At 63.5% G+C, this 25,852-nt stretch carries 22 protein-coding genes, 1 tRNA gene and 1 riboswitch; of the genes, 11 read left to right on the forward strand and 12 right to left on the reverse strand.

The window, feature by feature from the left end; translation table 11 throughout:
• Nucleotides 1–133: 133 nt before the first annotated feature.
• Nucleotides 134–364, reverse strand: coding sequence for a hypothetical protein (locus JAO73_RS19405; protein ID WP_198978938.1), 231 nt, complete (start codon nt 362–364; stop codon nt 134–136).
• Nucleotides 365–426: 62 nt separating this feature from the next.
• Nucleotides 427–1,074 carry an HD domain-containing protein gene (locus tag JAO73_RS19410; RefSeq protein ID WP_317191249.1) on the reverse strand — a complete coding sequence of 216 codons (648 nt, stop codon included), beginning with the start codon at nt 1,072–1,074 and terminating at the stop codon, nt 427–429.
• A gap of 181 nt (nt 1,075–1,255) precedes the next feature.
• Here JAO73_RS19410 and JAO73_RS19415 point away from each other — a divergent pair, with 181 nt between their 5' ends.
• A complete protein-coding gene (locus JAO73_RS19415; protein WP_198978939.1) occupies nt 1,256–2,068 on the forward strand; it encodes a phosphatase PAP2 family protein in 813 nt (270 codons plus the stop codon).
• Between the two features lie 73 nt (nt 2,069–2,141).
• Here JAO73_RS19415 and JAO73_RS19420 read toward each other — a convergent pair.
• From JAO73_RS19420 to JAO73_RS19430, 3 genes are all read right to left on the reverse strand, one after another.
• Nucleotides 2,142–2,214 (reverse strand) — tRNA-Thr (locus JAO73_RS19420).
• Between the two features lie 126 nt (nt 2,215–2,340).
• Nucleotides 2,341–4,809: a DUF349 domain-containing protein gene (locus JAO73_RS19425; protein WP_198978940.1), complete on the reverse strand. Its 2,469-nt coding sequence runs from the start codon at nt 4,807–4,809 to the stop codon at nt 2,341–2,343.
• A 91-nt stretch (nt 4,810–4,900) separates the two neighbouring features.
• The gene (locus JAO73_RS19430; RefSeq protein WP_198978941.1) at nt 4,901–5,458 is read right to left on the reverse strand and encodes a YqgE/AlgH family protein; all 558 of its coding nucleotides are present in this window, start codon (nt 5,456–5,458) and stop codon (nt 4,901–4,903) included.
• 245 nt (nt 5,459–5,703) lie between these two features.
• Here JAO73_RS19430 and pdxH point away from each other — a divergent pair, with 245 nt between their 5' ends.
• From pdxH to JAO73_RS19460, 6 genes are all read left to right on the forward strand, one after another.
• Entirely contained in the window at nt 5,704–6,351 is a 648-nt protein-coding gene (gene pdxH, locus JAO73_RS19435; protein ID WP_410505001.1) for a pyridoxamine 5'-phosphate oxidase, read from the forward strand.
• Between the two features lie 61 nt (nt 6,352–6,412).
• The gene (locus JAO73_RS19440; protein WP_317191250.1) at nt 6,413–7,765 is read left to right on the forward strand and encodes a DUF1015 domain-containing protein; all 1,353 of its coding nucleotides are present in this window, start codon (nt 6,413–6,415) and stop codon (nt 7,763–7,765) included.
• Nucleotides 7,762–8,355 (forward strand): Maf family protein, encoded by a 594-nt coding sequence (locus tag JAO73_RS19445; RefSeq protein WP_198978943.1) that lies wholly within the window; start codon nt 7,762–7,764, stop codon nt 8,353–8,355. The genes JAO73_RS19440 and JAO73_RS19445 overlap by 4 nt, the downstream gene beginning before the upstream one ends.
• Before the next feature lie 12 nt (nt 8,356–8,367).
• Entirely contained in the window at nt 8,368–10,152 is a 1,785-nt protein-coding gene (locus JAO73_RS19450) for a hypothetical protein (protein ID WP_198978944.1), read from the forward strand.
• Nucleotides 10,153–10,240: 88 nt separating this feature from the next.
• Nucleotides 10,241–12,028, forward strand: coding sequence for a hypothetical protein (locus tag JAO73_RS19455; RefSeq protein WP_198978945.1), 1,788 nt, complete (start codon nt 10,241–10,243; stop codon nt 12,026–12,028).
• 112 nt (nt 12,029–12,140) lie between these two features.
• Nucleotides 12,141–13,898 carry a hypothetical protein gene (locus JAO73_RS19460; protein WP_198978946.1) on the forward strand — a complete coding sequence of 586 codons (1,758 nt, stop codon included), beginning with the start codon at nt 12,141–12,143 and terminating at the stop codon, nt 13,896–13,898.
• Nucleotides 13,899–13,923: 25 nt separating this feature from the next.
• Here JAO73_RS19460 and JAO73_RS19465 read toward each other — a convergent pair whose 3' ends face one another.
• From JAO73_RS19465 to sdaAB, 5 genes are all read right to left on the reverse strand, one after another.
• Nucleotides 13,924–14,355, reverse strand: coding sequence for an EamA family transporter (locus JAO73_RS19465; RefSeq protein ID WP_198978947.1), 432 nt, complete (start codon nt 14,353–14,355; stop codon nt 13,924–13,926).
• A 30-nt stretch (nt 14,356–14,385) separates the two neighbouring features.
• Nucleotides 14,386–15,375, reverse strand: a complete 990-nt coding sequence (locus tag JAO73_RS19470) for an NAD(P)H-dependent glycerol-3-phosphate dehydrogenase (protein ID WP_223827448.1) — start codon at nt 15,373–15,375, stop codon at nt 14,386–14,388.
• 150 nt (nt 15,376–15,525) lie between these two features.
• A complete protein-coding gene (locus tag JAO73_RS19475) occupies nt 15,526–16,920 on the reverse strand; it encodes an efflux RND transporter periplasmic adaptor subunit (protein ID WP_190922523.1) in 1,395 nt (464 codons plus the stop codon).
• Between the two features lie 76 nt (nt 16,921–16,996).
• Nucleotides 16,997–18,538 carry a TolC family protein gene (locus tag JAO73_RS19480; protein WP_198978948.1) on the reverse strand — a complete coding sequence of 514 codons (1,542 nt, stop codon included), beginning with the start codon at nt 18,536–18,538 and terminating at the stop codon, nt 16,997–16,999.
• A 72-nt stretch (nt 18,539–18,610) separates the two neighbouring features.
• Nucleotides 18,611–19,291 (reverse strand): L-serine ammonia-lyase, iron-sulfur-dependent subunit beta, encoded by a 681-nt coding sequence (sdaAB, locus tag JAO73_RS19485; protein ID WP_190922521.1) that lies wholly within the window; start codon nt 19,289–19,291, stop codon nt 18,611–18,613.
• Nucleotides 19,292–19,546: 255 nt separating this feature from the next.
• On the opposite strand from sdaAB, the gene JAO73_RS19490 reads away from it, so the two are divergent.
• Together JAO73_RS19490 and JAO73_RS19495 are read left to right on the forward strand one after the other, a co-directional pair.
• Nucleotides 19,547–20,542 (forward strand): tryptophan 2,3-dioxygenase family protein, encoded by a 996-nt coding sequence (locus JAO73_RS19490; RefSeq protein WP_190922520.1) that lies wholly within the window; start codon nt 19,547–19,549, stop codon nt 20,540–20,542.
• A gap of 165 nt (nt 20,543–20,707) precedes the next feature.
• Nucleotides 20,708–20,983: a hypothetical protein gene (locus JAO73_RS19495; RefSeq protein WP_198978949.1), complete on the forward strand. Its 276-nt coding sequence runs from the start codon at nt 20,708–20,710 to the stop codon at nt 20,981–20,983.
• Nucleotides 20,984–21,001: 18 nt separating this feature from the next.
• On the opposite strand, the gene JAO73_RS19500 is transcribed toward JAO73_RS19495, so the two are convergent.
• Nucleotides 21,002–22,321 carry an MFS transporter gene (locus JAO73_RS19500; RefSeq protein ID WP_198978950.1) on the reverse strand — a complete coding sequence of 440 codons (1,320 nt, stop codon included), beginning with the start codon at nt 22,319–22,321 and terminating at the stop codon, nt 21,002–21,004.
• A gap of 208 nt (nt 22,322–22,529) precedes the next feature.
• On the opposite strand from JAO73_RS19500, the gene JAO73_RS19505 reads away from it, so the two are divergent.
• Nucleotides 22,530–24,098, forward strand: a complete 1,569-nt coding sequence (locus tag JAO73_RS19505) for an NAD(P)/FAD-dependent oxidoreductase (protein WP_198978951.1) — start codon at nt 22,530–22,532, stop codon at nt 24,096–24,098.
• Between the two features lie 124 nt (nt 24,099–24,222).
• The gene (locus JAO73_RS19510) at nt 24,223–24,582 is read left to right on the forward strand and encodes a CoA-binding protein (RefSeq protein ID WP_190922516.1); all 360 of its coding nucleotides are present in this window, start codon (nt 24,223–24,225) and stop codon (nt 24,580–24,582) included.
• A 95-nt stretch (nt 24,583–24,677) separates the two neighbouring features.
• Here JAO73_RS19510 and JAO73_RS19515 read toward each other — a convergent pair whose 3' ends face one another.
• Entirely contained in the window at nt 24,678–25,670 is a 993-nt protein-coding gene (locus JAO73_RS19515) for an ABC transporter ATP-binding protein (protein ID WP_198978952.1), read from the reverse strand.
• Nucleotides 25,671–25,777: 107 nt separating this feature from the next.
• Nucleotides 25,778–25,852, forward strand: a riboswitch (Fluoride riboswitch).

Genomic DNA, 25,852 nt, shown 5'->3' on the forward strand with positions numbered 1-25,852 from the left:
TAGGCGGCCAAATAAATACCTCTAAAAGGGACTTTTTAGCCGCAGGGTGAATGGTTCTTTATACGCACGCGAAGATACGACAAAAAGGCCACAACGACAAGCGCTGTGGCCTTTTTTGGGGCATTGAGTAGGACTATTTCAACGTCCTGCTTTTGTCCTGGGGATTCTTCCCTGCTTTGGGGTTGTAAGTTTTAATTTTCTGCCCAATGGCCGGGTTTTGCATCTTCCAAAAAGGTTGCCCATGGTACTTGACGCCGCTGTGCAGGTGCACCTTGCGGGTGTGGCAGGACTCGATGGGGCACGTGCGGCAGCCCACGGCCAACAGCAACAGCAAACACGGAAACAAACGGAGCAGCAACTTCATGGCGCAAAGGTAGCAGTTGTGGCGAGCGACGGTCTCAGAATAAGCAGGCCGCACCGCACTCATCAAGCTTTTCCGTCCCATTCGGCCAAAAACTGGGCCACGAACCTTTCCATGTAGGCGTGGCGCTGCTCCGCCACGGCTTTGCCGGCAGCGGTGTGCATGCGGTCCTTGAGGTGCAGGAGCTTTTCGTAGAAGTGGTTGAGTGTGGGCGCAGTGTTTTGCTGATAGCTGGCAAAGCTGTCGTGCGCCACGGGAGCCACGGCGGGGTCGTGCAGGGCACGGCCTTTGTGACCGCCGTACGCAAACGCCCGCGCAATGCCCACGGCGCCGATGGCATCGAGCCGGTCGGCGTCCTGCACCAACGCGGCCTCAACCGACGAAACCGGCGTGGCCACTCCCAGCCCTTTGAAAGACACCTCCCGGATGATGGTTTCGACGCGTGCAATCAGCGCTTCGGCAGCGCCCTGGCTTTGCAGCCACTCCCGAGCAGCGCGAGGCCCGGCTTCGTAGTCGCCGCCGTGGAATTTCCAGTCGGCGATGTCGTGCAGCAACGCGGCGAGTTCCGTGACTTCGGCATCGGCCGCCGGCGACTCCTGGGCCAGGTGGCGCGCCATCAGCCAGACGCGGCGAATGTGTGCCCAGTCGTGGCCACTGCCTTCGCCGGTAAATTTCTCCTCCACGAAAGCGGCGGTTTTCGTAATTAAATCCACTAGAAAAATCAATCAGGGTGAGCGCGGCTGCGCTTCGGCGCGCAAGCCGCGTGCTGCGTAAGACGGCCTGGCAAAAGTACTGGAACAGCCTTGCCCGCGCTTCTCCCCGCTCCTGCCCCATCGAAAAACCAGACCGCAGCGCCGTCGCCTGCTTACTTCGCGCCAAGAAACCATCTCTGCTATGACCCCTCTCATCCGAAAGCTCCTGGCTGTGGCTTTCTTCCTGCCCTTGGGCGCAATGCCCGAACAAGCCAATGCCCAAACGCCCCAACCGGCCCTAGCCGACACCACCCACAAGTACGAAAACCCCGGCGGCGTTTCGCCGGGCAAAAAGTCCTTCCTGAAAAGCAAGGGATTTCGGGCGGCCATTGTGCCGGCGGTGCTCATTGGCTATGGCACGAGCACCATCAACGGCCACGGCTTCTACAGCTCCTACGATGCCCACAATGACATCCGCCGCGTGTTTGGCAGCTACCGCACCCACGTCGACGACTACCTGCAATGGGCTCCTTACCTCGAAATTGGGGGCGTACTGCTGGCTGGCGTCGACTCCCGCGACGACCGGGTGAACCTGGCGCTTATCGTACTCAAAAGCGAGGCCATCATGCTGTCTACCGTGTACGTGATAAAAACCCTGACCGCAATAGAACGCCCCGACCAATCCAACAACCTGTCGTTTCCGTCGGGGCACACGGCGCAAGCGTTTCTGGCGGCCAGCATCGTGCACACCGAGTTTCGCGACAAAAGCCAGTGGTACGGCATCGGCGCTTACACCATTGCCACGAGCGTGGCCGCCCTACGGATGATAAACGACAAGCATTGGCAGAGCGACGTAGTGGCCGGCGCCGGCGTGGGCATCCTTTCCGCACACCTAGCCTACCTCTCCCACCGCAACCGCTGGGGCCGCAAGCCCATCGGGCGCGACGTGAGCGCCATGCCCCTCTGGAGCCCCTCGGGCGGCATGGGCATGAGCCTGACGTGGCACCCAAAATAACGCCCTCATCAAGAGAAAGAAAGCCCGGCAAACGCTCTTCCAGGAGAAAATGTTTACCGGGCTTTTGCCTGTGAGCCGCCTGTCGGACTCGAACCAACGACCCTCTGATTACAAGTCAGAAGCTCTACCAACTGAGCTAAGGCGGCTTATTGCTGGCACAAAAGTACGCCGGGTACCACACTTATGCCAGCCAAAACCCGACTATTTCCCAAAAAAAGGCCCGCCGAATATCTCGACGGGCCTTTCTGGTTTGCTGGGGCGTGATGCGGGCCTTAGCTGCGAATCATCTTCAGCTGCTTTTTGAGGGCCTCAATGCGCTTCTGACCTTCGGCGATGCGACCCTGGTACTCCTCGCGGAGCTGGTTCGCATTTTTCGAGCGAGCGAAGAAATCAAGGTTGGTTTGCAGGGTGGCCGCATCGTTTTCCAGCTCGTTGATTTCCTTGCGAAGGGCCATTTCCTTGCGGGTCAGCTGCTGTTGCGCGTGCGGACGGGCTTTAAGGCGGGCCACTTCGGTCTGGAACAACAGGTTGGTGCGGTCGTCGTAGCTCAGGCCGGGCACGTGGTCGAGGTACTTGCCCAGCAGGCTGAGCAATTGCTCCTCGCTGCGGTCGGCGGTGCCGCGGGTGGGCTGCTCGTCGGTGGGGTCAAACTCGGTGGCCCAGCCGGCCAGAATTTCGCGGAAGCCTTCCAGCGAACCGGGATTGTCGGCCGTGAGGGCATTCACCTGCTCGGCAATCTTGTCGAGGTGAGCCGATTGCTCCACCGAGGCCTGCTGCACTTTCTCTTCCCGCTGGCGAGCTTCCTGTTTGGGACGCTCAAACACGGCGTCGCAGGCGGCGCGGAAGCGGTGCCAGAGCTTGTCGGCCAGCTTGTCGGGCACGCGGCCCACTTCTTTCCACTCCTTCTGCACCCGAATGATAACCTGGCGGGCCGCGTCGTGGTCGGGGTTGTTCTGGGCTTCTTCGGCCTGGTCGATAAGCGCCTGCTTGGCTTTCACGTTGGCTGATTTCTCGTTGTCCAGCGACTTAAAGAATTCGTTTTTGCGGTTGAAAAACGCCTTGTAGGCGGCCCAGTACTGCTTATTCAATGCGTCGGCCTGGGCTCGCGGCACGAGGCCGGCGGCCTCCCACTCGGCTTTGATTTCCTGCAGCTCGTCGGTTTTCGAGCGCCACAGGTTCACCCGGTCGGTTTCAAAGGTGGCGAAAGGCAGCACGCGCTCCAGCAGGGCTTGCTTCACCACCAGATTGGCTTTCTCTTGGGTGGAGCGCTGGTCCACAAACTCCTTGCGGCGCTGGTGGAGCACGTCGGAGGCGGCAATGAAGCGCTGCCACAACGGCTCGCGCTGGTCGTTAGGCACGGGGCCGATGTTCTTCCAGTCTTCGTGCAGTTTGGTCAGCTCATCCAGCGCCTTGTTGATGCCAGGAGCTTGGGCCAGGGCCTCGGCGCGCTTAATGAGGGCTTCCTTGGCCTCTAGGTTGCGGCGGCGGTCGAGGTCCTTCATCTGCAGGAACTGGCCCTGCTTGCTGTAGTAGATGTCGAGCAAACCGTGGTAGGTGTCCCAGATGCTCTGGCTGTCGGACTGCGGCACGGCGCCGGTGGCCTTCCACTCGGCCTGCAAAGCCTTCAGCTTGGCCGAGCTGTCCTTGGTTTCAGCCGCTTCTACCAAGCCGCGCAGCTGGTCGAGCAGTTGGCGCTTCTTGATGAGGTTATCGGCGCGGCTGGCGTCTTCGGCCTTGGCGTCTTTCGCGCGGTTTTCGCGGAACTCCTGCAAGGCCTTGTTCAGCTCCTGGTGGCCTTCGGGCTGCTGGAAGGCGAAAGCTTCGGCGCCTTCGCCACCTTCGGCAAACTTCTGGCGGGCGGCGCTGCGGGCCAGGCCCACGTTGGCTTCGTACTGGCGCGTGAGGTCCTGAATCTGCTTGCGGTGCCGGCGGGCATCGGGCCGCCGAATCAGGTCAACCAAATATGCCGCCTGCGCCGGCAGGTCGAGGGAAGTGAAATCAGGCACTGCCAGTTCGGTGGCTTCCGGCTCCGCACTGTCGGCGCTGCTGGCTTCGCCCGTGGGCTCCTGACCCGCGTCGATGGCGGCCACGTCGGCCGGGGCGGCGTTCAGCGGAGTTTCTTCCGACGTCGTGAGGTGAGCCACGCCCTCGGGAGCAGTTTCAAGGTCCTCGGCTGCGTGCAGGGCCACGGTGGGCGCCGGGGCCGTGTCTTCTACCGTCGCCGCGTCACCGGTGCCGATAAAGCTGGTTTCGGGGTCGGCAATGGGCGCCGGCGCGGCGCTGGCAATCTGCTCCTGGGCAGGCAGCGCTTCGGGCGAAGGCGTGCCGGCTAGCTCTTCGGCCGGCACGGCCATGTCGGCGCCGTAGTGGGCCACGGCACGCGCCTGCGGGGCCGACATGTCGTGGCCATCCGTCGTCACCGAATCGGGCACGTGGGCGGCGGTTTCGGCGGCGGCGGCGGCTTCGGGAGTACCGGGGGCCGGGGCGCTAGCAGGCGCGGGGGCCGCCGGCGCATCGGGCGCGGGTTCGGCAGTGCCGGCACCGGCGGGCTCGCTCGCGGGCAGGGCGGGCGAGCCTTGCGCGGGAAGCTCGGTCTGGCTAGCGCCAGACGCCGGGGTTTCCGTGCCGGAAGCGCGGCCCTGAATCTCGGCCAGGCGGCGTTGCAAAATGGTCATCCGGTCTTCCGCCGACGCATCGGCGCCGCCGGCTTGCGGGGCAGTGGGGTTTTCTTCAGCAGCCATAGAACTTCGTAAAAGCCAGCCTCACCGTGGAGGCCAGAGCAGCGCGCAAAAAAAGAGTGGAATAAAACAAATTTAGGGCTTCATCAACCCATTAGTTCAGGCGAGGGTCGACGGGATAGTTGGACAGCACCTTGAAGCGGCCGCCTTTTTCCCGCAAAATGTCCCGCCAAAAGGCATCAGATGCCAAAGTAAACACTTTCCCGGCGCTTGCGGGGTGCCGTATCCAACTATCGCCCTGCATTTCGGCGGCCAACTGACCCGCCGACCAGCCCGAATACCCCGCGAACAGGCGCACCTCGTCGCCGGATACCACGCCGCTGCCCAGCAGGCCCAGCAGCAGCTCAAAGTCGCCGCTCCAGTACACGTCCTGCCCCAGGTCCACGGCCCCGGGCAGGTCGGCGCGCCGGTGCAGGTAGTGCAGCGTGTTGGGCTCAACGGGGCCGCCCACGTAGATGGGCAAGGCGCCCGCGGCCTCGGCCACTTCCGCGGGCAGGTCGAGTACATCGCCCAGGGTCAGGTTGGTCTGGCGGTTGAGGACGAGGCCAAACGTGCCTTCAGCGGGCTCGTCGCGGCAGAGCAGCACCACGCTGCGCTCAAAATTGGGGTCGCCCAGAAAGGGCTGAGAGATGAGGAGGGTACCGGGACGCATAATCGTTCGAAGGAGAAGGATGAGGCACAGGCCACTGCTGGCTCATTGTATCGCTAAGGGCAATGAGGCCGCAAGCAGCGCGGCGGCGCGCCGGCCTTTGGAGTCGGTCGTAACTTGCACCGCCTTGCTCCGGCCACGTGGGTAAGGTAAGACTGAAGCCTGGCCAAAAATGTTCCTTTTTGGCTTGTACGTAACGCCCACGGCAGCTGTCCAATCCGGAACGGCTTAGCACACAAAACGCCATGATTGAACCACAATTAGCAGACCTGCGCAAAACCTATGCGCAACGCACATTGTCCGAAGCCGATGTGCTGCCCGATGCGGTGGCCCAGTTTCGGGTATGGCTCGACGAGGCCCTGGCGGCGCAGGTGGACGAGCCCACGGCGCTGACGCTAAGCACCGTGGGGGCTACCGGACAGCCCTCCTCGCGGGTGGTGCTGCTGAAAGGCCTGCCCGATAACGCCGGCTTTTTGTTTTACACCAATTACGACTCGCGCAAGGGCCAGGAGTTGGAAACCCATCCCCTGGCGGCCATTAACTTTTTCTGGCCCGGGTTGGAGCGCCAGGTGCGCGTGGAAGGCCGCATCGAAAAGGCGCCCGAGGTGCTGTCGACTGAATATTTTCAGAGCCGCCCGCGCAGCAGCCAGGTGGGCGCCTGGGCGTCGCCCCAAAGCCAGGTCATTGGCAGCCGCGAAGAGCTGGAAGCCCGCGAAGCCGAGGTAGCCGACCGCTTTCACGACCAGGACCCGCTGCCTCGCCCCCCGCACTGGGGCGGCTACATTCTGCGCCCCCAGCGCATCGAGTTCTGGCAAGGCCGCCCGAGCCGTCTGCACGACCGCATCGTGTACGAGCTGGCCGGTGGCGGCTGGCAGCGCAGCCGCCTGGCCCCGTAAATTAAGCCGCCAATGGAACTTGAGGACTTCGCCCCGCGCAGGTTCTCATCCTTCTTCTTTCATGCCTCACTGCACCCCCTTGGCCGAAATTCAACCCCTGCGCGGCTGGCGCTACAACCCAACGCTGAGCGCCCACATCGATGACTTTGTTTCGCCGCTGTTCGACGTGGTGTCGCCGAAGCAGCGCGAGGCCTTGTACCGCAACCCGCTGAACTCAATTCACCTGTCGGTGCCGCGCGGCGACGATGCCGCCGCCGCCGCCGCGCAGCGCCTGCAGGAATGGAAAGCCACGGGCGTGCTGCGGCAGGACCAGTTGCCGGGCATTTATGCCTACTATCAGTATTTCCGGCTGCCGGGCAGCACGCGGGAATATTGCCGCAAAGGCTTCATGTGCCACATTCGGGCCTACGACTGGGACGAGGGCGTGGTGCTGCGGCACGAGAACACGCTGCCGGCCTCGGTGAACGACCGCGCCGAGCTGCTGGCCCGCACCGAGTTTCAAACCAGCGCCACGCACGGCCTGTACCGCGACGACGACTTCGAACTGGAAAGCTACCTTGACGAGGCCATGCGCTCGCCGCTCTACGAAACCGAAGAAGACTACCAAGGCGCGCGCGACGTGCTGGCGGTGATTCAGGACGCGGCCATCATCCGGCGCTTTCAGCAGGTGCTGGCCAGCCGGCAAGTCATTCTGGCCGATGGGCACCACCGCTACGAGGGCTCCTTGGCCTATCGGCAGGCCCGCGAGCTGGCCGCGGACGGCGAAGCCACCGGCCGCGAGCCCTGGAACTACCACCTGATGTACCTCACCAACGCGGCGGCCGATGACCTGCGCATTCTCCCCACGCACCGGCTGCTGCTGGAAGTGCCCACGGGCCAACCCATGGCGGCCCTGCTGCCCCAGCTGGAGCAGTACTTCGTGGTGACGCCCAAAGAAGACGCCAACGACCTGCCCGAAATCATTGCCGGCAAGCCATGGGCCTTTGGGCTCTACACCGGCGGGCAGGCTTACAAGCTCCGCCTGAAGCCCGAGGCCCACGCCCAGCTGAGCTGGCCGACCACCGACGAGGTAAAAGCCCTCGACTTGACGGTGCTTCATTATTTTGTTTTCGAGCGGGTGTTGGGCATTGTGGGGGCCGATGCCCAGCGGGCGTGGCCGGGCGTGGCCTACGTGCGCAGCTTTGCCGAATGCCTGCAGCGCGTGGACCGGGGCGAAGCCCAGGCAGCGTTCATTGTGAACGAAGTGAGCATGGCCGAGGTGGAAGCCGTATGCCACTCCGGCGCCGTGATGCCGCCTAAATCGACGTTTTTTTACCCCAAAACCCTCGGCGGCTTCTTGTTCAGCAGCATCGCCGACGACGAAGCCGGCAACGAGTTTGCCGACTATTTCCACACCCCGCTCCTGCCCTCGTGAAACTGATACTAGCGTCCAACTCGCCCCGCCGCCGCCAACTCCTCACCGACCTGGGCCTGCCCTACGAAGTGCGGCTGGTGGACGTGGACGAGGACTTCCCGCCGCACCTCCGGCGCGCCGAAGTGGCCGAATACCTGGCCGCCCGCAAAGCCGCGGCCTATGTGGCCGGCCTGGCGCCCGACGAAGTGGTGCTCACCGCCGATACCATTGTCTGCCTCGACGACGACGTGCTGAACAAGCCCGCCGACGTGGCCGAAGCCACAGCCATGCTCACCCGGCTGCAAGGGCGCGCCCACGACGTGTTCACGGGCGTGTGCCTGCGCTGCGGCGACGGCCGCGAAACCGTGTTTTCGGACCAGACCACGGTGCACTTTCGCCCGCTGAGCCCGGCCGAAATTGCCCACTACATCGCCACTGCTCGGCCCTTCGACAAAGCCGGGGCCTACGGTGCGCAGGACTGGATAGGCATGGTGGGCGTGACGCGCCTGGAGGGCTCGTATTTCAACGTAATGGGCCTGCCCGTGCACCGCGTGTGGGCGGAGCTGGAAGCGCTGGGCGCACTGCCCACGCTGCAGCCCGCCCAACATTAATCCTGCCGCCGCATGCGCCTGATTCTGCTGGTGGCCGCGCTGGGTGCATTGGTCATAAGTGCTTTGCTGGCGCTGGTATTTGGCTTTGGCGCCCAGGCGGCAGTGGCGCATCTCGGGCAGGTCGCCTATTTTGAGTATTATCCCGATGGGCCTCAGCTCCTTGCCCTGTCGGCTGCGCATGGTGAGCTGGCATTGCTCCGAGGAGGTATCTGGGCCGTGGCAGGCGGTAGCGCGCTAGTCAGCGTGGCCTTGCTTCGGATGGACGCGTTTCGGGGCGAGTTTCGCCTTTTGGGCCAGGAAATGGCTCAGGTGCGACTAGCGTTGAAACGCACTCTGGTTAGACTGACAAAGCGGGAAAGGGCACTGGGCGCAACGGTGCTGGTGAGCTTGCTGGCCCTGCAGCTGGGCTGGCTGCTGACCGACTCGCTGAGCCCCGACGAGTTGGTTTCCTACGACGCCTTTGTGCACCAAGGGCCCGTGGCCATCACCAGCTTCTACCCCATCCCCAACAACCACGTGCTGTACAACCTGCTGTGCTGGCCGCTGAAGCTGCTGCTGCCGGGCCAGGTGCGGCTCATTATGCGGCTGCCTTCGTTGCTCACGGCTACGCTTGGTGTGGGCCTGGGCTACCTGCTGCTCACGCATTTTCGCGGGTTTCGGGTGGCCACGCTGGCCACGGCTCTGTTTGGGCTCAGCACCGTTAGCCTCACCTATGCGGCGTCGGGGCGGGGCTATTTTCTGCAGCTCACCTGCCTGCTGGCGGCATTCTTTGCGGTGTTCTGCCTGGTTACCCATCGCCCTTGCCGACGGCTGGCTTGGGCAACTTTCATCCTAAGCTGCACCGCTGGCTTGTACGCCGTGCCCACGTTTGCCGTGCCGCTGCTGGCGCTGGCGGCCGGGTTGCTGGTAGCCGGCGCGCGTTCCGGTGCTTCGCGCAGGGCGTTGCTTGCGCAGACCGGCGCGGCACTCGCGGCCATTGGCCTGCTCACGGCGCTGCTCTACTACCCGGTAGGCTGCATCTCGGGTTGGCAGCGGTTGCTGGCCAACCGCTACCTGGAAGCGCACTCACTGGCGGCCTTCCTGGCTTCCGGCAAGGCCTACCTGTATGAGACGGCGGGGCTGCTGTACGGGCCACCCCGTGGCGCATTGCTGCTGTGGGCGGCAGTGGCACTGGGTACACCGGCACTCCTGGCCCGGCCCGGCGTCGGGCCCGACACCCGTTGGCTGGCGGGTCTGTGCTGGGCCTTGCTCGTGCTGCCAGCGCCCGTCATGCTGGCCAGGCAGTTTTACATCCCGGCCCGCGTCCTGCTGTTCACCACTTACTTTCTGTACGTGCTGCTGGCCCTGGCCGCCGATTGGGCCTGGCGGCACCAGTCGCCGCGCGGGCTCAAGCCGGTGGTTGGTGGGTTGCTGCTCGGAATTTTTGTAGTAAAGCTTGCCGCAATCAAGGCGCAAGTGCCGGTATTGCTCCGCAGCCGGGCCCGGGCGCAAGAAGTCACGCGGGCGTACAACTGGCTCAGCCATCAGCCGGGCGGACCGGTATTTGTGGGGACGTCATATCACGGCCTGTTGTTCTACCACCTGAGCTTGCTAGCCCACCGCCCCTTGCCCCTGCTTTATACGCCAACTGGCCCAATACGCTATGTGGTATGGGGCAAAGAGCAGGCGGCCAACAGGCCCATATGGGCCAAAAACCTGCCTTTGCAGCCTGGCTACGCAGACGAGATGGTCATCATTTATCGCCTGCCAGCTGCAATTCAAGCCCCGCGCCCCGTACGCGCGCACCTCCCCAACTAACATGCCGCCCGCTTCACTTACTCCTACCGAGTCGTTTTTACCCACCCCACCGCAGGCTGAGCCGGCGCCGCTCGCGTGGTCCTTTTTCGTGCTTTGCGGACTCGCGCTGCTGGGCTTATGTGCCGGGTACGCGGCCTTCATTCTGCACCACACCACCTGGCAGGAGGCGCGGCAATTGGATGCCATCTTCCCTTTCTACACCTGGCGTACCCGGCCTTTTACGGCTCAGGAATTAACGCGCACCTGGCAGCTCCTGGCCGGGCTGGCGGCCGGGTGCGGCGCGGCAGCCACCTTACTGGCCGCCCTGCCGACCGGCCGCCAGGAGCTTCGCGCCCTGGGGCTGAGTTTGTGGGCCGCCGCTGGTTCGCAGTGGCACACGGTACAATCGTTGAGCCCACGCCAGAAACGCTGGGCGGCGTGGGGGCTGGCTGTTCTCACGGGGCTGCGCGCCTACCTCAGCCTGGCTTCCGTGACGCCCGAATACGACGATGCGGCGTCGTATTCGCTCTTCGTTAGTCAGGGCTTGTTCGTTACGGCCAGCTACTACCCCTTGCCCAACAACCACGTGCTATCGAACGTGCTGAGCTGGGCGTTTTACCACGTTAATCCAAGCTTTTGGTGGACCATGCGGCTACCAGTACTGCTCACTACCACGGCCGTCACGGTACTGCAGCTGGTGGGGCTGCTGCACCGTCGGCTGGCATTTCGGCCGGCCGCGGTGGCGGTGCTGCTCTTCAGCCTCTCCAAGCTTAGCGTGTATCATTCGTCCGTGGGACGGGGCTACTGGCTGCTGACGGGCTGCGCCGGGGTCATGTTTATCGTCACGCTGGCGCTGGCCGGCAAAACCCGGACACCCCGCGCCGCGTGGGCGCTGCTGGTGCTCAGCGGCGTAGCTGGGGCGTATGCCGTACCCACCTTCGCCGTGGTCATTGCCTCGGCCTATTCCTGGCTGGGCCTGAGCTTTCTGCGCCAAAAAGCCCAGATTGACCTGCTGAGGCTTATGGTTTCGGGGGGCCTGACGGTGGCCGCTACCCTCCTGCTCTATTCGCCGGTGCTGTTTGTTTCGGGGCCGGCCATTTTTTTCGGCAACGGCTTCGTGGCCCCGCGGCCCTTTGCCGAGTTTGTGGCGGGCCTGCCGGCTTATCTGTGGGAAACGGAAGGGTTCCTAGTGGGCCAGATTAAGGCCGGGGCTCTGCTCACCCTCGTGGGCGGCGTGACTGCCGTGCTGCTGCTGCAACGCGCCCGGAAAGGGCAACTGCCAGCTGCCCATGCCGCTTGGTGGCTGAGCTTGGCGCCCGCCGCGTTCTGGTTTTGCGCAGTTCCCTATGTGCTGCTCATTGCCCAGCGCGTGTTTGCGCCGGGCCGCACGCTGCTCTACAAAGCCTTGTTTTTCTTTGTAATTCTGGCCATGGTACTGGAGTGGCTGCTGCAGCAACGCCGGTTGCGGCAATGGAAGGCCTTCCGGCCCGCGCTGGTCGTGGTGGCCGTGGCCTGGTTGGGCTACCAGTTTGTGAGCCTGTGGCGCGACAACCGCATCCCGCAGCAGCACAATGCCGACTACCACGCGGCCTATGCCTGGCTTTCGCAGCAGCCACACGGCCCCGTGCTGGTGCCCGAGCCCACGCACAGCATCTTTTTGCGCCTCTATTTTCGGTCGGAACTGCCCGGCCAGCCCTGGCAGCTCGATGGCCGCCCCGTGCCCGGCCGGGCCTACACCTACGTGGTGGCGTTTCCGCAGAAGCGCGGGTACTTTCAGCCCACTTTCACGCAGGCGCCTGCTTTTCGCAACGCCGAAGTCGAGATATTTCGGGTGCCGGCCTCGGAATCGGTCTCCCGCGGACTGCCCTCGTACTGGTACCTGAATGAAGATATGTAGGGGTGCAAAGAACCGGCTCGAAATGTCAGACCCCAGAAGCACCCGGTACTTCCAGCGCAACACAAGGTTTCATGCCTGCCTGCTCATGCCAGCATCGCCCCGGTTTTTAGTCATGTTGCTTGCCGCACTGCTGGCAGGCTGCGCCGGCTACGCGGCCGCGGTGTTGTACGCGACGGGAGTGGACGAAATTCGGACGGTGTACCAGGTTTTCCCATTCAATGGCTGGCGCATGAGCCCCCACATGGCCAAGCATTTGACGAACCTTCGGCAGGGGTTGGCAACCGGCGCCCTAATGCTTGCGGCGCTGTGTGCGGGCCTGGCAGCACCGGCGGCCGGCCGCCACGCGTTGCAGGTCCTGAGGCAGGAAATTAACGCCGCCACATCCGGCCTGTTGCGGGGCTGGCACCACTTGAGCATCCGGCAAAAACGACAAGCGGGGGCGTTGCTGGCCTGGCTTACGGTCGTGCGGGTGTACTTCAGCATCGCCAATCCCGAATACGACGACGCCGTGTCGTACGAGTTGTTCGTGAGCAAAGGGTTGCTGGCCACCAGCGCATACTACCCTTTGCCCAACAACCACATTCTCTCGAATACCATTAGCCTGCTGTTTTATCAGCTGAGCCCCGGTTTTTGGTGGAGCATGCGAATGCCGGTGCTGCTGCAGAGCACGCTGGCGACGGCGCTACTACTGATTGGGCTGGTGCGCCGCACCCGCTTTCGGGTGGCGCTGATAGCTGTGGGCTTGTTCGGCGGGCTGCAGCTGAGCCTGTACCACGCGGGCGTGGGTCGGGGCTACTGGCTGTTTATTTTGCTGGCAACAGTCGTCTTTTTCGGCACGCAGGAGCTGAGCCGCCCGCATGGCCGGCACCGGGCCGCCTGGCTGTCCCTGTCCCTGGCCGGCGTGCTGGGCATGTACACCGTGCCCCCGTTTGTGTACGTGCTGGCGTCGGCGTATTCCTGGTTAGGGGTGGGCCTGCTGCGTCGGCGAGCCTGGGCCGAATTGGCACCCCTGATTGGCACCGGCCTTGGCATCGCAGCTGGCGCCGTTTTGCTGTACGCCCCGCTCCTGCTGGTTTCGGGCGGCTCGGCACTGGTGGCCCCCAGCAACGTGGGCCCAATGGCACCCGGCGCGTTTTGGTCGGGCCTGCCGGGCTATTTGTGGCATAACGAAGGCTTCCTGGCAGGCCAGCGCACCTTGGGCGCCCTGCTCACCCTTTCGGTGCTGACGCTGCTGGCCTGCATAGGGCGCCACTCCTACACCAACCGACTAGCCCCCAACCGCGCGCACGCGCTGAGGCAGTTGGGGGCGCCCGCGCTGTGGTTTATGCTTTTCCCCTACGCGGTGGTTGTGGTGCAGCGGGTATTCCCGCCCGAGCGCGTCATGCTCTACAAAGCGGCTTTTTTCTTTCTGCTCACGGGCCTGGCCGTGGATTGGGTGCTGGCCCGCTGGCCGGCGCAAGCGAGGCCTTGGTTGCGACCGGCCCTGGCCACGCTGGCCGTCGGCTTCGGCGTCTACGAAACCTACAGCGTGGTGCGCGTCAATCCGGTGGCTTATGGCACCGATGCGGCCTACCGCGCGGGCGTGCACTGGCTGGCCGCGCAGCCGCCCGCAGCCGTGCTGGCGCCCGAAGTCACCCACAACCTGTTCTTTCGCTTCTACGCCCACACCGAGGCCCTGACGCGAACCTGGCAATTCGACTACGACCAACAACGCGGCACCCGCTACGGCTACGTAGTAGCATTTCCTGGCCGGCGCGGCTTTTTCCAACCGCAGTTCCCTTTTCCGCCTGCCTTTCAAAACGGCGAGGTCGCAATCTATCGCCTGCCCGCCGGCTACCTGCTCAATTCCAAGCCGTGGCGGCACAACTGAGTGGAGGATGGACTTCACCGCCCGGCTAGTGCCCGCGCGCCAGCAACACAATGCCCACTACTATCAGCCCCAGGCCACCCGCCTGGGGCAGCGTCAGCGTTTCGCGCAGCACCGCCAGCCCCAGCAGGGCCGTGAGCAGCACCGAGCCGCCCACAATGACGGGCGTCCCTACCGACGACGGCACGCCCCGCTGAAACACCACAAACGTCAGGATTTCGGCCAAACCCACGCCCAGGCCCGCCAGCGTCGCCAGCGCCAGCCCTTTGCCCGATACGTTCAGCGGCTGCCCGGCCAGCTTCAGTTTCAGCAGCCACGCGGCACCCAATGCGGCGGCCACCAGCTGCAGCACCACCGCGCCCACGGCCGGCGGCAGGTGATTGGCGGCCAGCTTGATGAAGAAGTTATAGAGCGCCAGGCACAAGGCCGTGAGCAGCGCGAGCGGAAGCCAATTCATCATGGGCGAGTGACGTGGTGGCGAAAGGACGTTTTAGCGCAGCTTCTCCTTCAAAATCTCCAGCTCCACGGCCGGCGCAATTCGTTCGTAGAGGATATTAAACGCCGCTTCGGTAATGGGCATGTTGACTTTGAGCTTCTTATTAAGCTCGTGGATGGACTTCACGGCGTAGTAACCCTCGGCTACCATGTTCATTTCCAGCTGGGCCGATTTCACGGAGTAGCCGCGGCCCACCATGCTGCCAAAGGTGCGGTTGCGCGAAAACTGCGAGTACGCCGTCACCAGCAAATCGCCGAGGTAGGCCGAGGCCGAAAGGTCGCGCGGCTGCGGGTTGATGGCCTGCAGAAACCGGCGGATTTCCTGCACCGCGTTGCTCACCAGCACGGCCAGAAAGTTGTCGCCGTAGCCCAGGCCATGGGCGATGCCCCCGGTGAGGGCAATGATGTTTTTCATCACGGCGCAGTATTCGATGCCGTCGAGGTCGGCGGCCGGGTGGGCGCTCACGAAGCGGTTGCGCAGCAGCTCGCAAAACTCCAGCGCCAAGCCCGCATCGGGCGAGCCGATGGTGAGGTAGCTCTGCTTTTCCAGCGCCACTTCTTCGGCGTGGCAAGGCCCGGCTATCACGCCCAGCTGGTGCCGGCCCAGCCGAAACCGCTCGGCCACGTAGTCGGTCACGAGCTGGTTCTTGCCTGGAATCATGCCCTTGATGGCCGACACCACGCGCTTGTGTTTCAGCGCGTCGCGGTCCAGCTTATCCAGAACCGGTTGCACAAAGGCAGCCGGCACGGCCAACACCAGCCAGTCGGCCTCCTCAATGGCATCTTCGAGGTCGGTGGTGGGGTACACGCGGTTCAGGTCGAACTGCACGGCCGAGAGGTAGCGCGGGTTGTGGCGGGTGCGCAGCAGGTGCTGCACGTCGTCTTTCGAGCGCAGCCACCAGTCGAGCCGGGCGCCGTTTTCGCTGAGGATTTTGGTGAGGGCGGTGGCCCAGGAGCCGCCGCCGAGCATGGCGATTTTTTCCAAGTGGGTGGGAATTGAGGGCAATGTGAAAAAAGCAAAACGTCATGCTGAGCGTGCCGAAGCATCTCTACCGCTTTGCCAAGCGAGGCTTGGTTTGGCCGTAAAGATGCTTCGACTTCGCGAAGCATGACGCTGCAGGAGGCGAAACAGGGCTTACTTGTCCTCGTTCGACTCGTCTTTCAAGGCTTCTTTGTTGAGAGACTTTTCGTCTTTAATGTCAACCGTTGCCTTGTCTTTGAGGGTTTTGGCCACCGCGCGGAACGGGCCGCTCACCACCTGGTCGCCGGCTTTCACGCCGCGCAGGATTTCGATGTTCTGGAAGTCGCTGATGCCGGTTTTCACGGGCGTCATCACGGCTTTGCCGTCGCGCACCACAAACACCACCTCCTGAATTTCGGGCTTGGGGCCACCTTTTTCGTCAGCAGCCACCACCGCGCCCCTCACGCGTTCGGCGTTCTTCTCGTTCTTTTTCAGCGCCGAGGAATCCGACCGAGTGGTCACGGCGGCCAGGGGCACGCTCAGCACGTTGCTTTTGCGGTCGGTGATGATGTCGACCGAGGCCGTCATGCCCGGGCGGAAGGGCACAATGGTTTGGCCCCGCACGGTGCGCAACAAGTGCTTGTAGCTTTCGGGCAGCAGGCGAATGCGCACCTCAAATTCGGTCACGGCTTCGGCCGTGAGGGCGTCTTTGGCGGTGTTGGCAATGTTGGTGACCAGGCCGCGGAATTTCTCGTCCTGGTTGCTGTACGCGTCTACTTCCACTTCCACCGAGTCGCCGAGGTTCACGTTGTTCACGTCGTTCTCGTTCACGTTCACGCGCACCTCCATGTTGTTGAGGTTGGCAATGCGCATGATTTCGGTGCCGGCCATCTGGGTGGTGCCCACCACGCGCTCGCCTTTTTTCACGTTGAGCTTGCTCACCGTGCCGCTCACCGGGGCGTAGATGGTGGTTTTGTTGAGGTTTTTACGGGCTTCTTCCAGCGAAGCCGAGGCCGCGCTCACTGTGCTCTGCGACGCCCGGATTTGCTGGCGGGCGCTGTTAATTTCCTCCTGCGAGGCGTTGTAGGCGGCCTGGCTGGCTTCGTAGTCGGCCTGCGAAATCACCTTTTGCTTGTACAGCGAGGCGTTGCGGCGGTAGGTCAGCTCGGTTTGCTTGGCCGAGGCCAGCAGCTGCTGCAGGCGGGCCTGGGCCTGGCCCACGTTGGCGCGCTGGGTGCCCACCTGGGCGCTCTGCATGTTTACCTGGGCCTGGTAATTGTCGGGGCGAATGCGGAGCAGCAGCTGGCCCTTGCGCACGGAGTCGCCCTCCTGCACGTAGAGCTCAATGATTTCGCCCGATACGTCGGGCGAGATTTTCACTTCGGTTTCGGGCTGCACCTTGCCCGAGGCGCTCACCTTCTCAACGATGGTGGTGGGGCCGGCCTTGGCCACCAGCACTTCCACGCCGCTGGGCTTGCCCACCCAGCCTTTTTTCTTGGCCATGGTGTAGCCCACCAGGCCCACCACGATGAGGCCGAGCAGAATGAAGAGTAAACGGTTATTTTTCATGAAAGCGTAATCTGTTCAGTAAGTAGGTATTCAGTTTGCAGAAAGTGTGAGGGAAGTGGGCCCGCGCCCGGGCCGCTTACAGCGCCAGCGGCTTGCCCTGATAGAAATCGAGCACCTTGCGCCGGAAAATGTAGCTGTACTTGGCCTGAATGCGGTTCGACTCGGCGTAGTTGAGGTTGTTTTTGGCGATGTTGAACTCGGTGCCGTTCAGCAGCCCGTTGTTGAAGCGGATTTCCGAATTGCGCTGCGTGAGGGTGAGGGCCGCCACCTGGCGCTTGGCGGCGGCGTATTGCAGCTGAGCGGCGCGGGCATCGGCGTAGGCCTGCTCAATGCTCTGGCGCAGGGTGAGGCGGGCCTGCTCGGCGCGCACGGTCTGCGCCTTTTCGTTGATGATGGCGCGCTGCACGCCGGTGCGCACCTGCAAACCGTTCAGGATGGGAATGTTGAGCTGAAACTGGATTTGCTGGCCCAGGTTCTGGTTCAGCTGGTCCCAGAACCCCTGCGGCAGGCTCAGGATATTGCGCTGGTAGGTGGTCACGGTGAGCGGGGTCTGCACGCCGCCGTTGTTCACGTAAAACGTGGTGCGGCGGGCCGTCGAGTCGTTGCCAACCGAGGTGACCGTGCGCACCGACGAATACCCCGAAAACACCTGCCCTGTGAGGGCCAGGCGCGGGTAATAGCCGCCGCGGGCCAGGTCGGTGCCCCGGCGGGCGCTTTGCACCCGCAGCTCCGCCGCCCGGATTTCGGGCAGCCGGCCGGCCGCCGTCTGGTAAGTGGCGTTCAAATCCAGCGCCAGGGCGCCTTCCTCGTCGGGGTCGGGCAGTTGGGGCACCTCAATGGCAAACCCCGCCGCGTTAGCCGGATCGATGTTCATAAGCTGGAGCAACGACAGGCGGGCCAAATCGGCCTGATTCTGGGCCGTCACCACGTTCAGCTCGTCGGTGGCCAGCTGCGACTGGCTGTCGAGCAAGGTGCTTTCGGGAATGCTGCCGGCTTTGAGCAAAATTCTGGTGCGGGCAATCTGGGCCTGGTCGCTTTCCACGCGCGTCTGGTTGGCGCGCACCAGCTCCTGGGCCAGCACCAGCTGCAAAAACGCCGACGCCACGTTCAGGCTCAGGTCGTTGCGGGCCTTCTCAATGTCGGCCAAGCTGGCCTGGTAATCCAGGTCGTTGCGCCGAATGGTATTGCGCAGCTGGAAGCCCTGAAAGAGCGTGAGCTGCGCAATGCCAGCAAAGTTGTTGGCCCGCACGGTGTTGCTCTGAAACTCGTAAGTGAGCGGGTTCACGCTGGTGCCGTACTGCCACGACTGCGAGCCGCTCAGGTTGGCCGAGGGCAGCAGCGCGGCGCGGCTCTGGCGCAGCACCTGCTGGTTGTTTTGCGCCTGCAGCTCGCTCAAGCGCACGTTGAGGTTGTGGGCCAGGGCATAATCCACGGCGCTTTGCAGCGACCAGGGGCCGGTGGGCAGGGCCTGCGCCGTGCCGCTGGGGGCCGCCGCGGGCGGCGCCCCCGGCACGGCCGGCGTTTGTTGGGCCCGGGCCGCCGGCGCCAGCGCCAATGCGCCGGCCAAGCCGGCCAGGAGCCCGTGCTTCATCGAAGCGGGAATAGTCCGTCGTTTCATTTTGCAGAAAAGTGTTTTATGCGGAAGTAGCAGGGTTGTAATCGGCAATTCGTCATTTTTATTACCCACCTCCTATTCCAGCGTGGGAATGTAGGTGATGCGTTGCACCCAGCTTAGCTGGCGCAGGTACTGCAGGGTTATTTCTTTGATGGGGCTATCCATCTCAATAAATTGTCGGGCCGCATCATTGCGGCCCTTGCGGCTCACAAACATGGTGGCGATGTTGCACTGGTCGTGGGCAATGACGGAAGCAATGAAGGCAATGGAGCCCGGCACGTCGTGGGCATCGATGATGAGCGTGTGCAGCGCGCCCGAAAAATCGGCCGGAAAGCCGTCGACCTCCACCACGCGGATGACCCCGCCCCCGCGGCTCTGGCCCACCACCTCCACGCGGTGGCCGGTGGCGCCGTCCAGCAAGTTCAGCTTGATGGTGTTGGGGTGCATGGTAGAGGCATTGCCCACGCTCTGGAAGGTGTAGCGCAGGCCGGCCGCCGCGGCGTGGTCGAAGGCCGTGCGGATGCGGGTGTCGTCGGGCGCGTAGCCCAGCAGGCCCGCCACGATGGCGCGGTCGGAGCCGTGGCCTTCGTAAGTGCGGGCAAACGAGTTGTAGAAGGTGATGACCGCCTCGGTGGGCACGGCGCCCAGAATGCGAATGGCGGCGCGCGCAATGCGCACCACGCCAGCCGTGTGCGACGAGCTGGGCCCAATCATCACGGGACCAATCATATCAAAAATGCTGGATTTTTCGGCCATGGACTTGCGCCGCGCTCTACGGTTGGGGGCTTAAAAGTAGCGGACGGCCCCCAAATCTACCGCCGCGCGGCCCTTCCAACGCCCGGCGCCGGCCCGCGGCCGAACCAAAACCAGCCGCCAAAATGCCGCTTAACCGCTACCGTGGCCAAATGTTCGGCACGCCGCCTAAATCCGTGGCTTGCAAGCTCAGGTTTTTGTCGATATTTGCCCTGCCTCCACCCAGGCATTTCCCTCCCACCATTACCCCTTTTTCTTATGTCCGACCTTCCCACCCCGGACGAGTTTTCCCCTGCCGTACTGGCCCAACTCCGACGGCTGCAGGAAAAATACGTTCCCGACGGCCAGGACCTGGCCGCCTACCTCGAAGGACTCTACCACGCCAAGTACATCAATTACTGGGATTATATCGAGCTAGACACTTTACTTTCCCTTCAACGCCCGCTCACCAACCTACCCGACGAGCGGATTTTCATCATGTACCACCAGATTTCGGAGCTGTATTTCAAGCTCTGCCTCTGCGAGTACGAGCAAATCGGCGACCTTCAACAGCCCACGCTGGGCGAGGTCGTACTGCGCCTGGGCCGCATCAACCGCTATTTCGAGAACCTCATCGACTCGTTCGACGTGATGGTCGACGGCATGGACAAGCAGCAGTTTCTGGATTTTCGCATGGCCCTCATGCCGGCCTCGGGCTTCCAGAGCGTGCAGTACCGCATGATTGAGATTGCCAGCACCGCCCTCGAAAACCTGACCGACCAAGTGAAGCGCCAGACCCTGGGCGAGGCTTCGGCCCACGATTTCGACCAGTTGCTGGGCTGCATCTACTGGAAAGCCGGCGCCACTATCGAGGCCAGCGGCGCCAAGGCCCTGACGCTGATTGAGTTCGAGCGAAAATACACCGCCGACCTCGTGCGCCACGCCGAAGCTTACCACGACCGCAACGTGTGGGCCGTAGTGCAGCGTCTGCCCGAAGAAGACCGCCACCACCCGCGCCTGCTGCGCGCCATGCGCCAGCTCGACGTGAGCGTGAACGTGAATTGGCCGCTCATGCACTTCAAATCGGCGGTGCGGTACCTGCACCGCAACCCCACCGACGTGGCCGCCACCGGTGGCACCAACTGGCGCAACTACCTGCCCCCCAAGTTTCAGCGCCGCATCTTCTACCCCCAGCTCTGGAGTGCCCAGGAGCTCGAAGACTGGGGCAAAGGCTGGGTAGAGAGCGTGCTCGAAGAAGGCGTGGGCGCACACTAGCAGCCCGGGCTCCATTTGCCGCATGGCCGGCAGCGCACCACCGAGCTTCGGCTTGGCGCGCTGCCGGCCATTGCTGCGTTATGGCGCCTGCCTGTCCCGGCTGTCCCAACCCGCAGCGGAACCGGCCGTACCTAAGGGCATCCACTGCGCACCGCGCACCGCCCCATGACCGAAACTGACCAGAAAATCATCGACACCTCCCTCGAGCAGGCGCGCGCCCTGCACGACAACTTGCGCGGCATGTGGGACGGCGACGCCCTCGCCGCGTTTTACTACAGCGTCATCTCGGGCACCATGGCGCGCAGTGGGCCGGAAGTGGCCAAAGCGCTGTCGGGCATGCTCACCGAAGTGTACACCAACACCGCCCGGTCGCACGTCGACCTGGGCAAGCTGGCCAACGGCTTTGCCGGCACACCGCCGACGCCCGCTGAGTCAAAATAACGCGTGCTCTGGCCGCGCCTAATCCACCAGGTGGCCTTTTTCGGCCTGGGTTTCGCTCATGCGCCAGTACACCACCAGCGACAGCAGCGCGCAGGCCGTGACGTACCAGTAAAACCACTCCTCCACCCCGCGCTGCTTGGCAAACAGGGCCACGTACTCGGCTGTGCCGCCAAAAATGGCCACGGTGAGCGCAAACGGTAACCCCACGCCCAGGGCCCGGATTTCGGTCGGAAACAGCTCGGCTTTGACAACGGCGCTGATGGACGTGTAGCCACTCACCACGAATAACGCCGCAATGAGCAGGCCCGCCGCCACCCAGGCGTCGTGCGTGCTGGCCAGCAGGCGTAGCAGCGGCACCGTGCCCAGCGTGGCCCCGACGCCGAACATGAGCAGCACAGGCCGGCGCCCCACCTTATCGGAAATGGCGCCCAGCAGTGGCTGGAACAGCAGCGCTACGGCCATCACGCCAAACGAAATCAGCGTGGCCGCTTCCTTGCTGAAGCCCGAGGTATTCACGAGGAATTTCTGCGCGTAAGTAGTGTAAGTGTAAAAAGCCAGGGTGCCCCCGAGCGTGAGGCCCACCACCGTGAGCACGGCCTTGGGGTGTTGCGCCAGCACCCGAAGTTGGCTGGGCACCGAGGCCCGAGCGCCCGGCACCGCGCTGGCATCCGCGGCCTGCCGGTGTTGCACAAAAGCGGCCGTTTCGCTCATGTGCGTGCGCAGGTACAAGGCGCCCAGCGCCGCCAAAGCCCCAATCACGAACGGCACGCGCCAGCCCCACTCGCTCATCTGGGCCGGACTCAGCACCTGCTGCAGGCCCAACTGCACGAGCAGCGCCAACAGCTGCCCTCCCATGAGCGTGAGGTACTGAAAGCTGGACCAAAAACCGCGGTGCCGAACCCCGGCCATCTCGCTTAAGTACGTGGCCGACGTACCATATTCGCCGCCCACGCTGATGCCCTGCACCAAGCGGGCCAGCAGCAGCAAGGCAGGGGCCGCCACCCCAATGCGCGCATGGCCCGGCGTGGCCGCAATCAGCAGCGAGCCACCGGCCATGAGCCGGACCGACAGCAGCAAGGCAGCCCGCCGCCCGTGTCGGTCGGCATAAGCCCCCAGCAGCCACGCGCCAATGGGCCGCATCAGGAAACCCACGGCAAAAATGGCCGCGGTATTCAGAAGCTTGGCAGTGGCATCGCCGTTGGGAAAGAATATGGGCGCGAAGTAGAGGGCAAATGCCGAATAGGCATACCAGTCGTACCACTCGACCAGGTTGCCAATGGAACCGCTAATAATGGAACGAAAGCGCGACGCCGGGGAAGCAGTTGAAATATCAGCCATGCGGCAAACTAACGAAAGCGCGAAGCATAGGATGCTTTCGGGCAGGGTATAGGCACGACACAGTGAACAGACAGCAGTGAATCTTACGGGGGCTCACGCTGGTTCTGGGTTGTCTCTAAGGAAGTGCAGGGTTCGGTATGTTCGTACCTTTGCTTTGGTTTATTTGAACCACTTATTTCTCAAAAGGATAAATACCTTTCTTACACATATGTTTAAAAAAGAAGTTGAGCTTTTACTTAGCCCTGAAGTGGCCTTTGATGAGTTTGCTCGCTACGAAGCCATCCTCAAATACGCTGGTCTAAGAGCTGGCGAAGCTGACTTTGTGCATTTAAAAAAGCGTTCTATTGACGCAAGGGGCCGGCAAGCGCAAGTTAGATTGCGGGCCGATGTTTACACAAATACACCGCCGTCCGACTTATTTGGCCCTTGGTTTGTTTATCCAAATGTTAAATCAACTACACCTAAGGTTTTGATAGTTGGCGCCGGGCCGGCTGGTTTGTTTGCCGCGCTACGCTGCCTGGAACTGGGTTTGAAACCCATTGTGCTGGAGCGTGGCCGCGACGTGCGCACGCGGCGGCGCGACCTAGCGGCCATCAACAAGGAACAGTTGGTAAATCCCGATTCCAACTACTGTTTTGGCGAAGGCGGCGCCGGCACTTATTCAGACGGCAAGCTCTACACCCGCGCCACCAAGCGCGGCGACGTGGGCCGCGTGTTGCGCCGACTGGTGCAGCACGGCGCCACCCCCGATATTCTGGTGGACGCCCACCCGCACATCGGCACCAACAAACTGCCCGCCGTGGTGCAGGCCCTGCGCGAAGCCATCATAGAGGCCGGCGGCGAAGTGCGCTTCGAAACGCGGGTGACGGACCTGTTGCTCGACCGCAACCGGCTGCGCGGCGTCGTGACGGCCGCGGGCGAAACGCTGGAAGCCCAGGCCACCATTCTCGCCACGGGCCACTCGGCGCGCGACATCTACGAACTGCTGCACCAGCGGGGCGTGCTCATCGAAGCCAAGCCCTTTGCCATGGGCGTGCGCGTGGAGCACCCCCAGGCGCTGATTGACCAGGCCCAGTACCGCCGCACCGACCGCGGCCTGCTGCCGGCCGCCTCCTACTCGCTGGTGCACCAAACCGAGGTGAAGGGCGAGCAGCGCGGCGTGTTTTCGTTTTGCATGTGCCCGGGTGGGTTCATCGTGCCGGCGGCCACGGCCCAGGGCGAGGTGGTGGTAAACGGCATGTCGCCGAGCCGCCGCGACTCCCGCTTTGCCAATTCCGGCATTGTGGCCGCCGTGGAGCTGGCCGACCTCGACCTGCGCCAGCACGGCCCGCTGGCGGGCCTGCGGTTTCAGCAGGCGCTGGAGCAACGGGCCTGCGCGGCGGCCGGCAACACCCAGCAGGCGCCGGCCCAGCTGCTAGGCGACTTCCTCAAGCGAAAAACATCGGCCAGCCTGCTCGAAACCTCCTACCAGCCCGGCCTCGTGTCTGTGCGCATGGACGACGTGCTGGGCCCCAACCTGGCCGAGCGCCTGCGCCAGGGCTTTCAGGACTTCGGCCGCAAAATTCCCGGCTACGCCACCAACGCCGCGCAAATTGTGGGCGTGGAAAGTCGAACCTCCGCCCCCATTCGCATTCCGCGCGACCCGGCCACGCTGCAGCACCCGGAGGTGGCGGGGCTGTTTCCGTGCGGCGAGGGCGCGGGCTACGCGGGCGGCATTGTGTCGGCGGCCATGGACGGCGAGCGGTGCGCCGAAGCGGTTTCCGCGATTTTGTCGTAAAAGGCAAGAACCGCCGCTCAGGCCACCACATCCCCGGCTTGAGCAGCGGCCCTTCACCGGGCTTGGCGGCCTTAGTCGCGCCAAACGGCCCGGTGGCATCTCCTCATTTAGCATCGCATCATCCATGAAAAAAACCCTCGTTCTTGGCGCCTCCGACAATCCTGACCGGTATTCATTCCGGGCCGCCCACATGCTGAAGCGGCACGGGCATGAAGTGGTGCCGGTGGGCATTCGCAAAGGCGAAGTGGCCGGCCTGCCCATTCGCACCGACCGCCCTCAGGAAAAAGACATCGACACCGTAACGCTCTACGTGGGACCGCAAAACCAGCCCGCCTGGTACGACTACATCCTCGACCTGCAGCCCAAGCGCATCCTTTTCAACCCCGGCACCGAAAACCCGGAGCTGGAACGCCTGGCCCAGCAGCGCGGCATCCAAACGGAAGAAGCCTGCACGCTGGTGCTGCTGTCCATCGGACAGTATTAAGCAGCAAGCACCGGGCATCGCCCACTGCACACGTAACAAAGCACCGGCACCACGTGGGGCCGGTGCTTTGCTTTTGGTAGAAGTCGGGGCCTGATTTAGTTGATGGGCCAGCCACTACCGCTGGCCAGCCTGAGGCTGACCGCATCGCCGGGCGCAACCTCGGCTCGGCCCTGGCGCACGCGCACCGTTTCCTCAGCCAGCGCCACTTCCACTTCGTAGTAGCTGCCGTAAAACCGCACCGCCCTTACCACACCGGGCAGGCCCACGCCGGCCTCATGGGCAAGAACAAAGCTTTCGGGCCGCACCAGCAGCGCACCGCCTGCCGGGCCCCGGCGCGACTTCGGAACCGGGCCCAGTGCCTGGCGCGCGGCGCCGCGCAGCAGGTTATAATCGCCAAAAAGCGCCGCCGTGTATTCATTTACGGGCCGATGATACACCTCTGCCGGCGTGCCGCGCTGCACTATTTCGCCGCGCTGCAGCACCAAAATTTCATCGGCCCAGGGCAAAGTATCGGCCGCGTCGTGCGACACCAGCAGGCAGGTAATGCCCAGGCGCGGTCCCAATTCCTCGATGATGCCCTGCAGCGTGCGCTTGTGCACGCGGTCGAGGTTGGAGAAGGGCTCATCGAGCAGCAGCAGCCGCGGCGCACCCAGCAGCAGCCGGGCCAGGGCCACGCGCTGCTGCTCGCCGCCCGAGAGCTGGTCGGTACGGCGCAAGAGCAGATGGTCGATGCGGCACAGGGCAAACAGGGCCTGCGCTTCGGCGGTCGGCTGTTTGTTGGCGTAGCGCAACACCTGCTCCACGCGCAGCGAATGCGGCAGGTCCGACTTTTGCGACAAATATGCCACGCCGGGGTGGCCCGGCACCAGCGTTTCGACCGGCCCGCGCACCCGCTCGCCCTGCACGCGCACCTCGCCGGTGCTGGGCTGCGTGAGGCCGGCAATGATTTGCAGCAAAGTGCTTTTGCCGGTGCCTGATTCGCCGGCCAGGGCCAGCTTGCGGTGAGCAGAAAGTGAAAACGTGATGTTGCGCAACACTTCATTCCCCTGTTCCGTCAGGCTGATGTTGGTGACCGTGAGCAGTTCCATAAAAAAAGGGAATGGGCAAAAGGGCAATGGCCCGGCAAATAACCGACGCGCGGCCCGGAACTGACGCTTCAGCGGCCCAAAACCGGCCTTGCGCTATATTTGCCACCCCTGCCAACGGTGATGGATTTCCACCGCGAACCGCCGGAGCTACCACGCTCCGCGCTGATGATTCCTACCGAACG

The organism is Hymenobacter miniatus (assembly GCF_016427455.1).
GTDB classification, from domain to species: Bacteria; Bacteroidota; Bacteroidia; order Cytophagales; family Hymenobacteraceae; genus Hymenobacter; species Hymenobacter armeniacus.